The sequence below is a fragment of the Micromonospora krabiensis genome (assembly GCF_900091425.1).
Lineage (GTDB): Bacteria > Actinomycetota > Actinomycetes > Mycobacteriales > Micromonosporaceae > Micromonospora > Micromonospora krabiensis.
Genome location: NZ_LT598496.1, coordinates 4573059 through 4587873, shown reverse-complemented (window position 1 = coordinate 4587873; position 14815 = coordinate 4573059). Strand labels below are relative to the sequence as shown.

At 72.3% G+C, this 14815-nt stretch carries 15 protein-coding genes; 3 read left to right on the top strand and 12 right to left on the bottom strand.

Annotation, left to right across the window (positions count from 1 at the left end; genetic code table 11):
- Positions 1-2: 2 nt before the first annotated feature.
- From GA0070620_RS20945 to GA0070620_RS20925, 5 genes are read right to left on the bottom strand one after another with little or no spacing between them, the layout of a single operon-like run.
- A complete protein-coding gene (locus GA0070620_RS20945; RefSeq protein WP_091593426.1) occupies positions 3-1532 on the bottom strand; it encodes a CpaF family protein in 1530 nt (509 codons plus the stop codon).
- Complete coding sequence (locus tag GA0070620_RS20940) at positions 1522-2322, bottom strand: P-loop NTPase family protein (RefSeq protein ID WP_091593424.1); 801 nt, start codon at positions 2320-2322, stop codon at positions 1522-1524. The genes GA0070620_RS20945 and GA0070620_RS20940 overlap by 11 nt, the downstream gene beginning before the upstream one ends.
- 2 nt (positions 2323-2324) lie before the next feature.
- Positions 2325-2984, bottom strand: coding sequence for an SAF domain-containing protein (locus GA0070620_RS20935; RefSeq protein WP_091593421.1), 660 nt, complete (start codon positions 2982-2984; stop codon positions 2325-2327).
- Positions 2985-3021: 37 nt separating this feature from the next.
- Positions 3022-4023 carry a hypothetical protein gene (locus tag GA0070620_RS20930; protein ID WP_091593419.1) on the bottom strand — a complete coding sequence of 334 codons (1002 nt, stop codon included), beginning with the start codon at positions 4021-4023 and terminating at the stop codon, positions 3022-3024.
- A complete protein-coding gene (locus tag GA0070620_RS20925) occupies positions 4017-4535 on the bottom strand; it encodes a hypothetical protein (RefSeq protein ID WP_091593416.1) in 519 nt (172 codons plus the stop codon). The genes GA0070620_RS20930 and GA0070620_RS20925 overlap by 7 nt, the downstream gene beginning before the upstream one ends.
- A gap of 591 nt (positions 4536-5126) precedes the next feature.
- Here GA0070620_RS20925 and GA0070620_RS20920 point away from each other — a divergent pair.
- Entirely contained in the window at positions 5127-5903 is a 777-nt protein-coding gene (locus GA0070620_RS20920; protein WP_231922455.1) for a prepilin peptidase, read from the top strand.
- Between the two features lie 69 nt (positions 5904-5972).
- Here the strand turns inward: GA0070620_RS20920 and GA0070620_RS20915 are convergent, their stop codons facing one another.
- On the bottom strand, positions 5973-6605 hold the full coding sequence (locus GA0070620_RS20915) for a phosphatase PAP2 family protein (protein ID WP_091593414.1): 633 nt from the start codon (positions 6603-6605) through the stop codon (positions 5973-5975).
- A 249-nt stretch (positions 6606-6854) separates the two neighbouring features.
- On the opposite strand from GA0070620_RS20915, the gene GA0070620_RS20910 reads away from it, so the two are divergent.
- Complete coding sequence (locus GA0070620_RS20910) at positions 6855-9185, top strand: glycoside hydrolase family 65 protein (RefSeq protein ID WP_231922454.1); 2331 nt, start codon at positions 6855-6857, stop codon at positions 9183-9185.
- Between the two features lie 3 nt (positions 9186-9188).
- Here GA0070620_RS20910 and GA0070620_RS20905 read toward each other — a convergent pair whose 3' ends face one another.
- Positions 9189-9653 (bottom strand): hypothetical protein, encoded by a 465-nt coding sequence (locus GA0070620_RS20905; protein WP_091593410.1) that lies wholly within the window; start codon positions 9651-9653, stop codon positions 9189-9191.
- Positions 9654-9811: 158 nt separating this feature from the next.
- The gene (locus tag GA0070620_RS20900) at positions 9812-10561 is read right to left on the bottom strand and encodes a class I SAM-dependent DNA methyltransferase (protein ID WP_091599111.1); all 750 of its coding nucleotides are present in this window, start codon (positions 10559-10561) and stop codon (positions 9812-9814) included.
- Between the two features lie 269 nt (positions 10562-10830).
- On the opposite strand from GA0070620_RS20900, the gene GA0070620_RS20895 reads away from it, so the two are divergent.
- Positions 10831-11586: a hypothetical protein gene (locus GA0070620_RS20895; protein WP_157741686.1), complete on the top strand. Its 756-nt coding sequence runs from the start codon at positions 10831-10833 to the stop codon at positions 11584-11586.
- Positions 11587-11863: 277 nt separating this feature from the next.
- Here the strand turns inward: GA0070620_RS20895 and GA0070620_RS20890 are convergent, their stop codons facing one another.
- From GA0070620_RS20890 to GA0070620_RS20875, 4 genes are all read right to left on the bottom strand, one after another.
- Complete coding sequence (locus GA0070620_RS20890) at positions 11864-12349, bottom strand: DUF6882 domain-containing protein (protein ID WP_231921882.1); 486 nt, start codon at positions 12347-12349, stop codon at positions 11864-11866.
- A gap of 548 nt (positions 12350-12897) precedes the next feature.
- The gene (locus GA0070620_RS20885) at positions 12898-13662 is read right to left on the bottom strand and encodes an ABC transporter permease (protein ID WP_091593405.1); all 765 of its coding nucleotides are present in this window, start codon (positions 13660-13662) and stop codon (positions 12898-12900) included.
- A complete protein-coding gene (locus tag GA0070620_RS20880) occupies positions 13659-14438 on the bottom strand; it encodes an ABC transporter ATP-binding protein (RefSeq protein WP_091593403.1) in 780 nt (259 codons plus the stop codon). The genes GA0070620_RS20885 and GA0070620_RS20880 overlap by 4 nt, the downstream gene beginning before the upstream one ends.
- Entirely contained in the window at positions 14435-14815 is a 381-nt protein-coding gene (locus tag GA0070620_RS20875) for a DUF1048 domain-containing protein (RefSeq protein WP_091593401.1), read from the bottom strand. The genes GA0070620_RS20880 and GA0070620_RS20875 overlap by 4 nt, the downstream gene beginning before the upstream one ends.

Below are 14815 nucleotides of genomic sequence, written 5' to 3'. Positions count from 1 at the left end.
GGTCACCGCCGTCCCAACCGCGAGTGCCGGGGCCGTCGCCACGCGCCGGTGCCGGCCTCGATCCACCGCGACAGCAGCCGGGCGTCGTAGCCGACCCGCAGCAGCTGCTCGCGTACGCGTTCCGGCAGGTGCCGGGGGACCGCCCGCCCGTCGGGACCCGGGGCGAAGACGGCGGTCGTGATGATGCGCCCGTGCTCGCCGGCCCCGATGACCTCCTCGACGTGCGAGACGAACCGGTGCTTGCGCCCACCGATGCCGGTCTCGTCCTCGACCGTCACGTAGACGATCAGGTCGAGAGCGTTGCCGGCCATCCGCCGCGCCTGGTCCACGGTCATCTCCCGGCCGTGCGCCAGCGCCAGCTCGACGATGCGTTCACCCACGCCGGCCGGGGTGCGCGCGTGGATCGTGCACATCGAGCCGCGGCTCGTCGTCATCGCCTGGAGCATCGGGACGATCTCGCGGGACCGGACCTCGCCGACGATGATGCGCAGTACGCCCATCCGCAGCGAGACGGGGATCAGGTCGGCGATGGTCACCTCACCCGCCGGACGGCCGTCGAGACCACGCTCGCCGTGCCCCTCCCGGGCCTCGAAGCTCATCACCGCCCGGTGGCGTTCGTGGCGGCGGGCGGGCAGCAGCTCCCGGCTCTCCTCCAGCAGCACGTACGGCTCGTCCGGCGGGATCTCGTTCATCAGCGCCCGGATGACGGTGGTCTTCCCCGCCCCGGCCAGGCCGGCGACCATGATGTTCAGCCCGGCCCGCATGGACGCGCGCAGGAAGTCCCGCAGCAGCGGATCGATCATCTCGTCCAGGTCGCCCCGCGAGCCGGCGATGTCGTCGAGGCTGACGTCGAGCGTGTTGTGCTTGCGGATCACCGCGTACGGGCGGTGGCTGACCAGGAACACCGCGGCCAGCCGGCTGCCGTCGGGCAGTTGCAGGTCCAGGGTGGGCTTCGAGGTGGACAGCGACCGCTCGGTCGCCCCGGCCCGCCGCGCCGCCGCCTGGAGGATCTCCACCAGCTCCGCGTCGCTGTCAGCGATCGGCTCCGCCCAGTCCACCCCTCCGCCGTGCCGGGTGATGCGCACCTGGTCGCAGCCGAGGATGTGCACCTCCTCGATCGTGTCGTCGACCAGTAGGGTCTGGAGCCGGCCGAGGCCCACCAGCTCGGCGGTCACCTGGTCGAGCAGCAGCCGCTCCTCGCCCGCCGGCATCGGTGTGCCGGCCCGGCGGACGGAGTCCGCGTACTCGGCTACGACCGCCACGGCGAGCCGGGCCCGCTCGGTGTCCTCCTCGTCCGCGGTGAACTCCCGTCCGCGCTGCCACCGGGTGAGCCGTTCGGTCAGTTCGCGCCGCAGCTCGCGGACCACGTGAAAGTCGACCCGGGGGCGGGACGGCGGCTCGGTCCGCGGCGCGGTCGCGGTCGCGCCCGGCGCCGGGTGGTGCCGGTCGTTCGCCGGGGGCAGCGGCGGCGTGACGGACGTGGCGGTCGGCGGTTGTTGCCGCGGGTCGGCGGAGACGGGCTCAAAGCGCATCGGGCACCCCCTGCGCGACGGGCCAGGTCAACCGGGCCCGGCGGCGCTCCAGCAGCGCGCCGACCGGCACCTCCAGGGCGCCGGCCGCGCGCATCAGCGGCCGTCCGGCGCGGACCGTGCCGCCCAGGGCGAGCACCCGCGCGGTACGCGGATCGTCGGGCAGCCGTCCGATCACCGGAAGCTTCAGCGCCCGGCTGACCTCGGCGCGCCCGTGCCCGTTGCCGACCAGCAGCAGCCGCAGGGTGCCCGCCGGCACCCGGTGCTCGGCGAAGTCCCGTTCGATCGCCTTCACGGTGGCCTGCGCCCCGGACAGGTCGGGCAGCTCGGAGCGGCTCACCACCAGCACCACCGAGGCGGCGCGCAGCAGCGGCCACGGCGGGTTGGTGACGTGCAGCCGGCCACAGTCGACGAGCACGTCGTACGGGGGTGTGCCGCGTTCCAGGCCGACGAAGAAGTCGGCGAACCGCTGCCACAGCGGCGTGACGCTGCCCGACTGGGCGGGGTCGACGACCCCGGGCAGCAGCAGCCGTTCCCGGCGGGGCGCGTCCAGGTCGACCAGCTGGGACCAGAAAGCGGTCTCCAGGTTGCCGTCGCGCAGCTCACCGACGGCCAGTTCGCCGAGGCCGCGCGGCCCGTCCAGAGCGCCGCCGAGGAACCCGGCGAGGATCGAGCCGCCGGCCGGGTCGCACTCGGCGAGCACCAGCCGCCGGTGCCAGGTCAGCGCGGCGGCCAGCGCGGCCGTGGTGACGCCCGGCGAGCCCTTCGCCGAGACCAGCGCGATGATCGCCATGCTCAGGCCGCCCGGGTCAGCACGACGGCGATGCGGTCCTGCGCGTTCAGGGCGACGACGGCGGGCACGTCCCGGACGGCGAGCGCCAGGTAGACCACGATCTCGTCGTCGTCCTTGGTGCTGCTGTCGATCACCGTTGCCTCGAACCGGGTGCCGGCGCCGGAGGCCGACGCGTCGGCCTTGTCGTCCGGGGTGCTGACCAGCAGCAGCCGGTCGCCGGGGTGCAGCTTGCGCGCGGGCACCTCGGCGGCGTCCAGACCGAGTGCCACCTGTTGCTGGCCGGGGCCGAGCAGCGGGTCGTCGGTGAGCTGGGCCAGCGTCAGCAGGGTGCCGGGGGTCAGCGACACGGCCGCCCGCTTGCCGACGATCTCGTCGAGCCGGTCGGCCGGCACCGGCGCCAGCCCGGGACCGCCGGAGACCTGCACCGGCACCAGGTCGTCGGCGGTGAGTTGCCGGCCGACCTCCACCGGCCGGGCCACCGCCAGGTAGCTTCCGGTGGCTCGTACGGAGGTCACCGCGAACGCGGCGCCGAGCCCGCCGAGCGCGATGAGCAGCACGGCCAGGCCGAGCAACCCGGGCCGGGTCCGGCGCTGCCGGACCACCTTGGGCGGGCTGACCGGCGCCTCCACCGGTCCCGTCCCGTTGCGTGTCGCCAGGCTCACCGGGCCACCGCCGTTCCGCGCCGCGGGTTTCTCGTGCTCATCGCGTCACCACCTGGAGTTCGTTGATCTGGATCTGCGCGGTCCCGCTGGTCCGGGTCACCGGGATCGGGGTGCCCTCCACGCCGTCGGCCCACCACCGGACCGTCCAGTACGTCCGGGCGCTGACGCCGTACGTGTCGGCTTTCGGGTAGCCCTTGTCGTAGCCGCAGGTCGGTGAGGTGCGGCCGGCGCGCGGGCCGTCCACCCGGTATCTGGTGCCGGGACCGTGGCAGGTGACCTCCTCGCCGTTGCCCATCCGCCAGACGATGCGGTCGAAGCGGGCCTCGATCGACACGGTCAGCCCGCGCTCGCTCTCGGACTCACGGATCACCGGGGAGGGGCAGTCCGGGTCCTCCGCCGGGCAGCCGAAGTACTGCCGGCCGGGGCTCGCCCACATCCAGACCGGCAGCCCGACCAGGCCGGGCCCGGTCTCGCGACGGGGTGCGACCGCGATCCGGGGTGGCTGGATGCCGATCCGGGCCAGCGCCCGGCGGGCCAGCTCGGCCGGGTCGGGCGGTGCGCCGTAGCCGGGTGGCGGGCCGTCGAGCAGCTCCGAGCGCTGCGCACCGAGGTCACCGCCGTTGCACGTCAGCAGGTACCACTGCTTGCCCTCGGGGGTGTCCGGCGGCTGCGGCTGCTCCAGCTTGTAGTAGCAGCCGTCGCTGTTGTTGAACCAGCCCAGCACCTCGTGGTAGCACTTCACGGTCCGGCCGTTCCAGTGGCAGCCGCCACCGCCACCCCCGCCGTCGTCGTCCCCGCCGCCGTCGTCCCCGTCGTCCCCGCCGCCGCCGGGCGTGCCCGGGTCGTCGTCCCAGACGCTGCAGTCGTGCTGCTCCGGCGGGCACTCGGCGCCCGGGTCGGCCCGGCCGGCCGCCGCCGGCCCGGCGGCTCCCGCGACCAGCAGCAGCACCAGCCCGAGCCCGGCGAGCGCGGCCGCCCGGCGGGACGTCCCGGCCCGGGGCGGACGGACCGGGACGCCCCTTCCTCCCCAGGTCAGCACGGCTGGTCCTGGTGGGCCGCGCCGGTGCTGATCCGCCAGCGCCCGTCGGCGTAACGGGTCGCGGTGGCGGTGGCCAGGTACCGCTTGCCCCCGCTACCGGGCACCACCCGCCGGTCCTTGACGTAGACCAGCCGGTATCCGGTGGCGTCGAGGCAGTCCTGGATGTCCACGGTGGCCGGTACGGAGTCCAGGCTCACCGCCGTCACGCTGGGATCCGACTTCAGCGTCCCGGTACGCATCGCGCCATGCTCCTTCGCCTGAAGAATCGCCATTCGGACGCGGGTCAACAGCGGATCCGCGAGGAACCGGGACAGTTCCGGCGCATGCGGATCACCTCGTCCACCCGCCGTGCGGGATGCGTCGAGATAGCCGGAATACGCGTCCAGTGCGGCCTTTTCCGCGGCCCGTTCATCGGTGGCCCGGTCCGCCGGGGCGGGCGCGGGAGGACGGTCCGGCGGCCGCACCGCCGCCTCCCGACCGCTTCCGCAAGCCGTCACGGATGCCAGCGCCATGGCTGTCAACAGGCAGGTTGCCGTTCGGCTGAGCTGCCGTCCTCGCACCGCCGTGCCTCCTCGGTGGCGACCGGCGACCGGCCGACTCGTCGGCCGCCGGGCATGCGGAAGCGCGCCCGAATGGTCACATCCGGGGCTGCGGAAACCGCTGCCGCATTTACCTTTACGGATCGTTTACCAATGCGAAGTTCGAGATCTTCCAATCAGGTCGATGAGTCTTGCGTCACACCCAAGGGGCGAGCATAGGCTGACGTTCGCCGATGCAACAGAGGCAATTCATTCGAACACTCTGTGTGATGACAGGTGGTGGTGGCCGGTGGCGAGGGTGCGCTTCGGTGCGGTTGCGGCGCGGCGGGAACGGGTTCCGTGCCGTGGGCCGCGGGGTTCCGTGCCGGCTCCGGCGTCACGAGACGCGGAGGCGCGGTCCGCGAGGGCCGCCGAGCGGCCCGCGCGCGAGGTCCCTTTCTGCGCCATCCGCTACACCAGAGCGATCGTTAAGTTACGTTCCGTGTTCGCGTTCGCCGGCTCCGGCGACCACTCCGGGAGGTCGCCGTGGCGCTGACCGGCCCACCGCCCACCCCCGCGGGGCCGATCCCGGGCACCCCCGCCCCGGCCACCCCCGCCGGTCGCGCCGGTGCCGTGCTCGCCGTGCTGGCGGTCGTACCCCTGTTGCGGCTGGCGGTGCTGCGCGACGCCGTACCGCCGGGTCAACCGTCGGCAGCCGGCTGCGGTGCGTGCGGCGCGCCGGTGAGCCTGCGCCGGGCGTGGCCCGCGCTCGGGCCCCTCGCCCGGTGCGGGCGGTGCCGCGCCCGGGTCGGGGCACCACCGTTCGCGGTGGAGTTGGCCCTCCTCGGGGCCCTGCTGGTGCTGGCGCTGCTCCGGCCACCCGCCGCGGACCTCGAAACCGCCGCCGAGTTGGCGGCGGTCGCCTGGTGGCTCGGCTGGGCGGTGCCGCTCTGCTTCGTGGACGTGGCGGTGCACCGGCTGCCGGACCGGTTGACCGGTCCGGCGGCGGCCGGGACCTGGGTGCTGCTCGGGCTCGCCGCGTCCAGCGGCGCCGGCGGTGGCCCCTGGCTGCGGGCCACCCTGGCCGGCGTCGGCCTGGCGCTCTTCTTCGCCACCACCACCCTGCTACTCGGGCGGCGGGGCTTCGGGTTGGGCGACGCCAAACTCGCGCTCGGGGCAGGACTGCTCCTCGGCTGGTACGGCTGGCCGGTCCTCGTCGCCGGCCTGCTGCTCGCGCTGGCGCTCTCCGCCCTGGTCAGCCTCGGGTTGCTGGTGGCCCGTCGGGTCCGCTGGTCCAGCCACGTGCCGTTCGGCCCGTTCCTCGTGCTCGGCACGGCCGCCGCCCTGCTGCTGACCGGTTGAGCCCGCGTCCACGGGCTGGGCCGGCTCGCGCCCACCGGCGGAGCGAAGATGCCGCCGACCGGCACCGGTTCAGCGCCGGCCGGCGCCGCCCACCGCGTCCGGCAGCGGCCGGTCGGTGCCGGCGCGCCGACGCAGAACCTCGGCGGTCGGTCGGGCCAGCAACGGCGTGACCAGCAGAACCATCAGCGTGCCGAGCAGCGCGCCCGCCGCCACGTCGTGCGGATAGTGCACCCCCACGAAGGTGCGGGAGAAGGCGGCGAGCAGGGCCAACGGCACGGCGACCAACCCGAGGCGGCGGGACAGCAGCAGCGTGGCGACGGCCAGCGCGGCGGTGATCGTGGCGTGGTTGCTGGGGAAGGACCAGTCGCCCGGGGGCGGGCAGGCGCTCGCGATGATCGGCTCGGTGAACGTACGGCAGGGACGGTCCTCGTCCACCACCGTCTTCAGCCACTCGCTGCACGCGTACGCCAGGACGACCGGCACCGGCGCGACCAGGGCGACCGCCCGTCGCCGCGGTGACCCGCCGCGCAGCCGGAGGAGGGCCGCCGTCAGTAGGAGCACGCCGAGCAGCACGACCACGCCCTCGGTGAAGTGCCCGGCGAACCACCGCACCGGTTCCGGGGCGTCGGCGGCCACCCCGACGATGTCCTGGTACCAGTCCGCGCTGATCTCCGGTACGCCGGTCGCGTCGATCTCCACCATGAATCACCTCACCTTTTGTTCATACGCCGTTCACCCTGGGAAAGGGTATTGATCCCACGGACATCACCGCAGTGTGCGATGGTCGGGACGTATCCCTGACCTTCGTCTCAGTGACCGCACAGCCGGATCACCGATCCGGAGACGTCGGACGTACGGGAGGCTCGGTTGCGCACCACCGCCACGGTCGGGCAGTCGGATGAGGCCGAGGGCCCGGGCACCCCGTCGACCGAGGCGGACGAGAGCTGGCAGATCCGCTACACGGCCGCCGACCTGGACCGGCTCGCCGAGACGGAGTCGCTCTTCGCGCTGGCCAACGGCTGGCTCGGGTGGCGCGGCTGCCTCGACGAGGGTGAGCCGTACGGGATGCCGGGCAGCTACCTCAACGGCTTCTACGAGCAGCGGAAACTGAGCTTCCCGGAGGACGCGTACGCCTACCCGGAGATCAGCGACACCGTCGTCAGCGTGCCCAACGCGGCCCTGATCCGGCTCTGGGTCGACGGCGAGCCGCTGGACGTCCGCACCGGCACGCTGCGCACCCACGAGCGGATCCTGGATCTACGCGCGGGTGTGGTGCGCCGGGAGACGGAGTGGATTTCACCTGGCGGTCGCGGCGTGCGGATCCGCAGCGTCCGGCTGGTGTCCCTGCACCGCCGCCCGATCGGCGCCGTCCGCTACGAGGTGGAGCCGCTGGACGCCACGGTGCATGTGCGGGTCTGCTCCGACCTGCTGGCCAACGAGCGACTGCCGGAACGCGCGGATGACCCTCGCGCCGCCACCGTCATCACCGACCCGCTGACCGCCGAGCGCCGCCGGTCGGACGGCCTGGACGGCGTGCTCGTCCACCGCACCGAGCACAGCGGGCAGCGGGTAGCCGTCGCCGTCGCCCACCTGGTCGACGCGCCGCCGACGGTCGCCGCCGACGTCGACTGCACCCCCGACCGGCTCCGGCTGACCCTCACCGGCCCGCTGCGGTCGGGCGAACGGTTGCGGCTCACCAAGTTCGCCGCGCACGAGTGCACCCCGGTCGACGGAATGGGCCCCGACGAACTGGCCGACCTGGTCGTCGCCGAGGCGGCCGCGGCCCGCGCCGACGGCTTCGGCACCCTCCTGCACACCCAGCGGGCCACCCTGGACGTGACCTGGCGGACCGCCGAACTGGAACTCGACGGTGACCTGGAACTTCAGCTGGCCACCCGGTTCGCGCTGTTCCACCTCATGCAGGCCGGCCGCGCGGACGGCGACCGGACCATCCCGGCCAAGGGGCTGACCGGCAACGGCTACGACGGGCACGTGCTCTGGGACACCGAGAGCTACGTGCTGCCGGTGCTCACCTACCTCAACCCGCCGCTGGCCCGGTCGGCGCTGCGGTGGCGGCACGCGCACCTGCCGGAGGCCCGGGAACGCGCCGTCGAGCTGCGGCTCGCCGGGGCCGCCTTCCCCTGGCGGACCATCGGCGGGCGGGAGTGCTCCGCCTACTGGCCGGCCGGCACGGCCGCCCTGCACGTGAACGCCGACATCGCCGACGCGGTCCTGCGCTACGTGGCCGCCACCGGCGACGACGCGTTCCTCGCCGAGACGGGGCTGGACCTGCTGGTGGAGACGGCCCGACTCTGGCACCGGTACGGCCACCGGTCGGAGACCGGCAGCTTCCACATCCACGGGGTGACCGGCCCGGACGAGTACACCGGCCTGGTCAACGACAACGTCTTCACCAACCTCATGGCCCGGCGCAACCTTCGCGGTGCCGCCGACGCCGTCGAACGCCACCCGGACCGCGCCGCGCGGCTCGACGTGGACGAGGCCGAGGTCGCCGCGTGGCGGGCCGCCGCCGACGCCATGTTCGTCCCGTACGACCGCGAGCGGGGGGTGCACCAGCAGTCGTCCGGGTTCACGTCGGGGCCCGAGTGGGACTTCGAGAACACCAGCGAGGACGACTACCCGCTGCTGCTGCACTACCCGTACCTGGAGCTGTACCGCAAGCAGGTCGTCAAGCAGGCCGACCTGGTGCTGGCCATGCTGCGCTGCCCCGGCGAGTTCACCGCCGACGAGAAGGCGCGCAACGTCGCGTACTACGAGGCCCGCACCGTCCGCGACTCGTCCCTGTCGGCCGGCCCGCAGGCGGTGCTCGCCGCCGAGGTCGGGCACCTCGACCTGGCGTACGACCTGTTCGCCGAGTCGGTGCTCCAGGACCTCCGGGACCTTGGTGACAAGACCGCCGACGGGCTGCACCTGGCTTCCCTGGCCGGGTCGTGGCTCGCGCTGGTGCAGGGCTTCGGCGGGATGCGCGACGACCGGGGGATCCTCTCCTTCGCGCCCCGGCTGCCCAGCCGCCTCCACCGGCTCGCGTTCTCGCTGCTCTGGCACGGCCACCGTCTCCGCGTCACGCTGACGCGCGACGAGGCCCGCTACGAGCTGCCCGACGCCGACGCGGCCACCACCGTCGAGGTGTGGCACGACGGCGAGCGGCTACGGGTCACCGGCGACACCCCGGTCGTCCGGCCCATGCCCGCGGTGCCGCAACCGGGTCCGGAGCCGCTGTTCCCGCCCGGCCGGCGACCCGCGCGCCGGGAATCCCACTGATGGTCACCCCACGTCGAGCCCGCCGGACATCTGCTGGCGGATCTCCGCCAGCTCCTCGAAGGCGTACGCCCAGTTGTGGCACTTGAAGCTGCGCAGCCCCTCGATCACCGTGTGGCAGTCGGCGCAGCTCACGCCGGGGATGGCGGCCGGCACCTCGGTGTTGACGTACTTGCGGTCGCCCAGGATCACCGTCGCGATCATGGCGCGGTCGTGCACCCCGTCCAGGGCCGACGACACGATGTCGTACCAGGTCACCCGGCGGCCGCACTTCGGGCAGTCCGGCGCGTCGCCGCTCACCCACAGCGGCGCGCCGATGCTGCGCGCCGGAATGCCGAGCAACTTCTCCAACCGCCGTACGTCCGCCTCCGGGGTGGTCCAGCGGTGCCGGCCGGGCAGCGCGGCGGGCGAGTCGTAGACGGCGCGGAACAGCTCCGGTTCGACCTCGACGGTCTCCCGCTGACGGGTCATCGGCGTCCCCTCCTCGACGATCGTGCCCCCACCGTGGTGCCCGGTGGCAGGGGGTGCAGCCGGATCAACGACACGACCGGCCGCGGGGTCGTCATCGCTTCCGCCCCGCCGCCCCGCCGTCCGTGGTACGACATCGGCAGGAGGACGACCGGCGGAGACTAGGCGCCGGCGGCGAGCGGCTTGCGCCACACCGACACGTGGCTCTCGCTCTCCGACGTGAAGGGCGCACCGTGCCAGTCCGCCACCCGCTGCTCGGGCACCAGACCCGCCAGTCGGGCCATCAGGTCACACTCGGCGGGCCAGATGTAGCGGAAGTTGCTGGCGCCGTAGCGGACGCTGCCGTCGGCAAGGTGCGTGTAGTGGTGGGACGTCCCCTGCTGGGTGACCATGTCCAGGGTGTCGAAGCCCAGGTGCCGGTCGCTCACGTCGAACGGCACCGCCGCCTGCCCCGGCGGAAACCGCCGGATACCCGGCACCCACAGCTCGATCACGAAACGACCGCCGGGCGCCAGGTGCCGGGCCGCGTTGCGGAAGCACTCCACCTGCTCGTCCTGCGTACGCAGGTTGCCGATGGTGTTGAAGACGAGATAGACCAGCGAGAACTCGCCGGGCACGGTGGTCGTCGCCATGTCACCGACGACGACGGGGATCTCCGCCGCGGACGCCTTGCGGCGCAGCTGGTCGACCATCGGCTGCGACAGCTCGATCCCGGCCACCGGCACACCCCGGGCCGCGAGCGGGACCGCGACCCGGCCGGTGCCGATCGCGAACTCCAGGGCCGGCCCGCCGCCCGCCAGCCGGGCGAGGAAATCCACGGCCGGGTCGAGGACCTCCGGCGTGAACATCCCGGCGGACGCGTCGTCGTACCGCCGGGCGGTGTCCTCGTCCCACAGATCGCTGCTCGTCACGGCCCGAGCCTGCGCGATCGCCGCCACCCGTGCCACCGATTAACGCCGACGTGCGCGCTGCCGGTGCGAGCGGGGTCGCGGTGGACGCCAGGCCCCGGTGCCCGGGCTGTGCCGGCTGATCTTGTTCGCCGGTTGCCGCACCTCCGTGCCGCACGACCGCACTGCCCGGCCGATGGGCAGTCCCCCGATCGCCGGGGTGCACGGGCAACCATCTGAGGCGAGACTCATCGGGTGACACCTGCCTCCGACCGTCGACGATCCCGGGCCCGATGACCACCTATCGGCGGCGCGGACACTGGAGACGCAGCCCCGGCGGTGGCCGGCACTGGGTCGAAACCCACTCGGTGACCCGCTCCGGCGCCTCCCGACCGACGCGGCAGACGTACGGCAGCCCGCACCGGCCCACGGTCGCCGCGCGGCCACGCCTGCCGCGGCCCCCACGGAGCTTCTCGGAGCGTTGGCTGCGCCCGAACGCCCGCTGCCCCGTGTGCGGGGCGTCGGTCTTCTACTACTCCAACGAACACGGCAGCCGGGTCTTCTTCGACGAAGTGGGACCACCCTGGCCCAAGCACCCCTGCACCGACAACTCCGCGTACCGCGAGCGCTCGCCGATCTCACCCGGCCGCAGTGCGCCGGCCCGCTACGGCTTCCTGAGGGGGAGAAGCCTGGTGCAGCGGTCGGCCTTCCTCGACGCGACGGCGAACAATGGCCTCACCTGGGTCGGACTGTCCTACCGCGTCAACGCCTGGACGCCGTACGCCCTGCTGAAGCGCGAGCTGGTGGACGGCGTGACCCGGCTGACCCTGCAGCGGCTCTACACGATCCAACCCGCAACCGTGTGGACGGTGGCCGCCGAGGTGCCACTGGCGGTCGGCGAGGTGGTGTTCGTGCAGGCGGGACAGCTGTCGTACTTCGACCACGACCGCGGCGAGGTCGTCACCATGCCCGTCGAGCACGTCGGCACCGAGAAGGTGAGCGGGATGCGAGAGCGCCTACGCGGCCTCTGGACCCGCCTGAGCCGGTAGGCCCCACGACCTGCGGCCGGACCGGTGCAGGTCCAGCGTCGGGCCTCCAACAGTGGGGTGGTCGTGGTCGTCGGGCAGAAAGTCGCCTTGGGCCGCGTGCGCGCCGGCAAGACCGTCACCACAACGTCACGGACACCGAGCTGGCCATCGCCTGCGACGACGGCATCCGCACCGTCCGGCGAACCACCGAGCAGCCCGTGCGCAACATCAAGGCCAGTCGGCCCCGCTTGCATGCGACGTGTCCACCGCTGCTGCCCGCTCCCGCAGCGGTCGCCCCTCAGACCCGGCGCAGATCGTGAATCGCGAAGTGCAGGTCCACCTCGTCGCCGGGTTCGAACCACAACCCCTCGGCCGCCAGCACATCCGCGGCAACGATCCTGGCCTGCGCTACCGGCTTCTGCTCCGCGCGGAAGCTCGGCCAGACCAACAAGGGAAAAGCGTTTTCTTCACCGTAGCGGCGAACGGCGGTGATGTCACCGAGCACCGCCCGCGGCAAAGAGTCGTTGGCCCAGGACCACAACCACGTCTGCTGGACGTGATCCACACTGCCGATCATCGCGATCCGGCCGTGGAGGAAGTCCCGACCACCACGCGACCAGACGATGGTGGCGTCGTCCATCGACCAGTGGTACTGCACATCGCCGCTGAGCCCATGATCGGAGACCATCGCTGCCTGCCGCGGCCCGACCCTGTCGCGAGCCGCCGTGACGACCGACTCCCACAACTCATGGTCATGCACAGCTCGCTGATCCACGTGGTCCATGACCCTCCCGTCCTCACGGCACAGCCCGCACAGTCGGGCGGCCAGAACCTACCGACTCCGCAAAGTCGGCACGGTAAACCTAGGTCAACCGGCAAGCAGGTCCTGGGACGGATTCGTCAAGCATATGGTGGGACTAGACATGCTTCCCCGGAGCTGTCCGGTCTTGGGACCTGCGTGACAGATCGGTATCAGGACCTCCGTGACGGCCGAAGCGCTGACGGTGTCACGCGGAGAACCATCCAGCCGGTGTCTGGACGCAGGATCTCTAGATCCTCTAGCCGGACGCGCCACGCACTTCCTGACCCGATACGGCCAGCGGCCGGCCGTCGCGCCCTGTCCCGGAGCATTACGGCGGGCTGACGTGTCGGTAGCCCAGTCATCGAAGCGCCCAACAGCCCTCCCTCCTCTTACCACCGCGTCCAGTCTCCCGCCTTGCTGCCGGCGACCAACAGCACGACTGCGAGGTACCTCCGGTGCCTCGCCGATCAGCCTGACGCACGGGACAGCGCCGCATCCGTGTAGATGCGGCGCTGTCTTCCTGCGGTCGGCTAGCTGATCTTCTTGCGATAGATCGCAGTCGCGGCGGCGTAGGCGGCCACGAGCAGGCCGGCGCACCAGGCGAGGGCGATCCAGGTGTCGTCGCCGACCGGTTGCTGCGCGAACAGAGCGCGGAGAGTGTTCACGATGGACGTTACCGGCTGGTTCTCGGCGAACCACGCTACCGGGCCGGGCATCGAGTCGGTGGGGACGAACGCCGAGCTGATGAAGGGCAGGAAGATCAGTGGGTAGCTGAAGGCGCTCGCGCCGTCGACGGTCTTTGCGGACAGGCCCGCGATCACGGCGATCCAGGTGAGGGCGAGGGTGAACAGGATCAGGATGCCGGCGACGGCGAGCCAGTCGGCCACGGATGCCCCGGTGCGGAACCCCATGGCCAGCGCGACGCCGGTGACGATCACGAGCGAGGCCAGGTTGGCGACGAGTGAGGTCAGGACGTGCGCCCAGAGCACGGACGGTCGTGGGATCGGCATCGACTGGAAGCGCTCGAAGATGCCGCCCTGCATGTCGAGGAACAGGCGGTACGCCGTGTAGGCGATGCCGGAGGCGATCGTGATGAGGAGGATGCCGGGGAGCATGTAGTTGATGTAGGACCCGCCGGATCCGGTGTTGATGGCGCCACCCAGCACGTACACGAAGAGGAGCATCATCGCGACGGGGGTGACCGCCGTGGTGATGATCGTGTCGGGGCTGCGGAGGATGTGACGCAGGGAGCGGCCGGTGAGGGTTCCGGTGTCGCTGAGGGCGTGGGTGGTCATCGGGAATCTCCTGCGGTCTGGCCGACGAGAGCGAGGAAGACGTCCTCGAGGGTGGGTTGCTTCTCGACGTACTCGACCTTGGCGGTCGGGAGGAGCTGCTTCAGCTCGGCGAGGGTGCCGTTCTGGATGATCGTGCCCTGGTGCAGGATCGCGATCCGGTCGGCGAGTTGCTCGGCCTCGTCGAGGTACTGGGTGGTCAGCAGGATGGTGGTGCCGTCCTTGGCGAGCTGCCGCACCGTCTGCCAGACCTCGATGCGGGCCTGGGGGTCGAGGCCGGTGGTCGGCTCGTCGAGGAACACGACCGGCGGGTTGCCGACCAGGCTCATCGCGATGTCCAGCCGCCGGCGCATGCCGCCCGAGTACGTCGCCGCCCGGCGATTCCCGGCATCGGTGAGCGAGAAACGGGCGAGCATGTCGTCGGCGACCGCACCCGGATTGCTCAGGTGGCGGAGCTTCGCGACCAGGACCAGGTTCTCCCGGCCCGTGAGCACTCCGTCGACGGCGGCGAACTGGCCGGTCAGGCTGATCGACCTGCGTACCTCACCGGGAGCCGTCGAGACGTCGAAGCCGTGGACGGTCGCGGTGCCGGTGTCCGCCCTCAGCAGCGTCGACAGGATCCGCACCAGCGTGGTCTTACCGGCGCCGTTCGAGCCGAGCAGGGCGAAGATGCTCCCCGCCGGCACGTCGAAGTCGACCCCCCGCAGCACGTGCAGATCCTGGTAGGACTTCGTGACGCCCCGCACGCTGATCGCGGGTTCGCGCGTCCTGGTGGTCATGCCCTCTCCTCCCCGCTGGTGTCGCCGGCGGCGGCGTCGATCGCCGTCCGGAGGCGCTCGCGCTCCTTGTCGATCCACTGCTTGCCGGAGTACGCCCGCAGGAACGTCTCGGCGAACTCGACCGGGTCGTCGCCGACGATCGCGCGGACCGGCGTGCCGTCGGCCGCCGCACGCTCCCAGAGGTCGACGAAGTCGCCGAACATCGTGATGAGGGTGTTCCCGTCGACGATCCCGCCCTGGTACATGAAGTACCGCTGAAGGGCCTTGGCCGCGCTGCGGTGCGGTTCCGGCAGGGCCTCCATGCGGGCCATGTGCTGCTTGTACTGCTTCTTCTGGTCGAGCGATCCGACGAGCGTCTCGATCCACTTCGCGGCCAT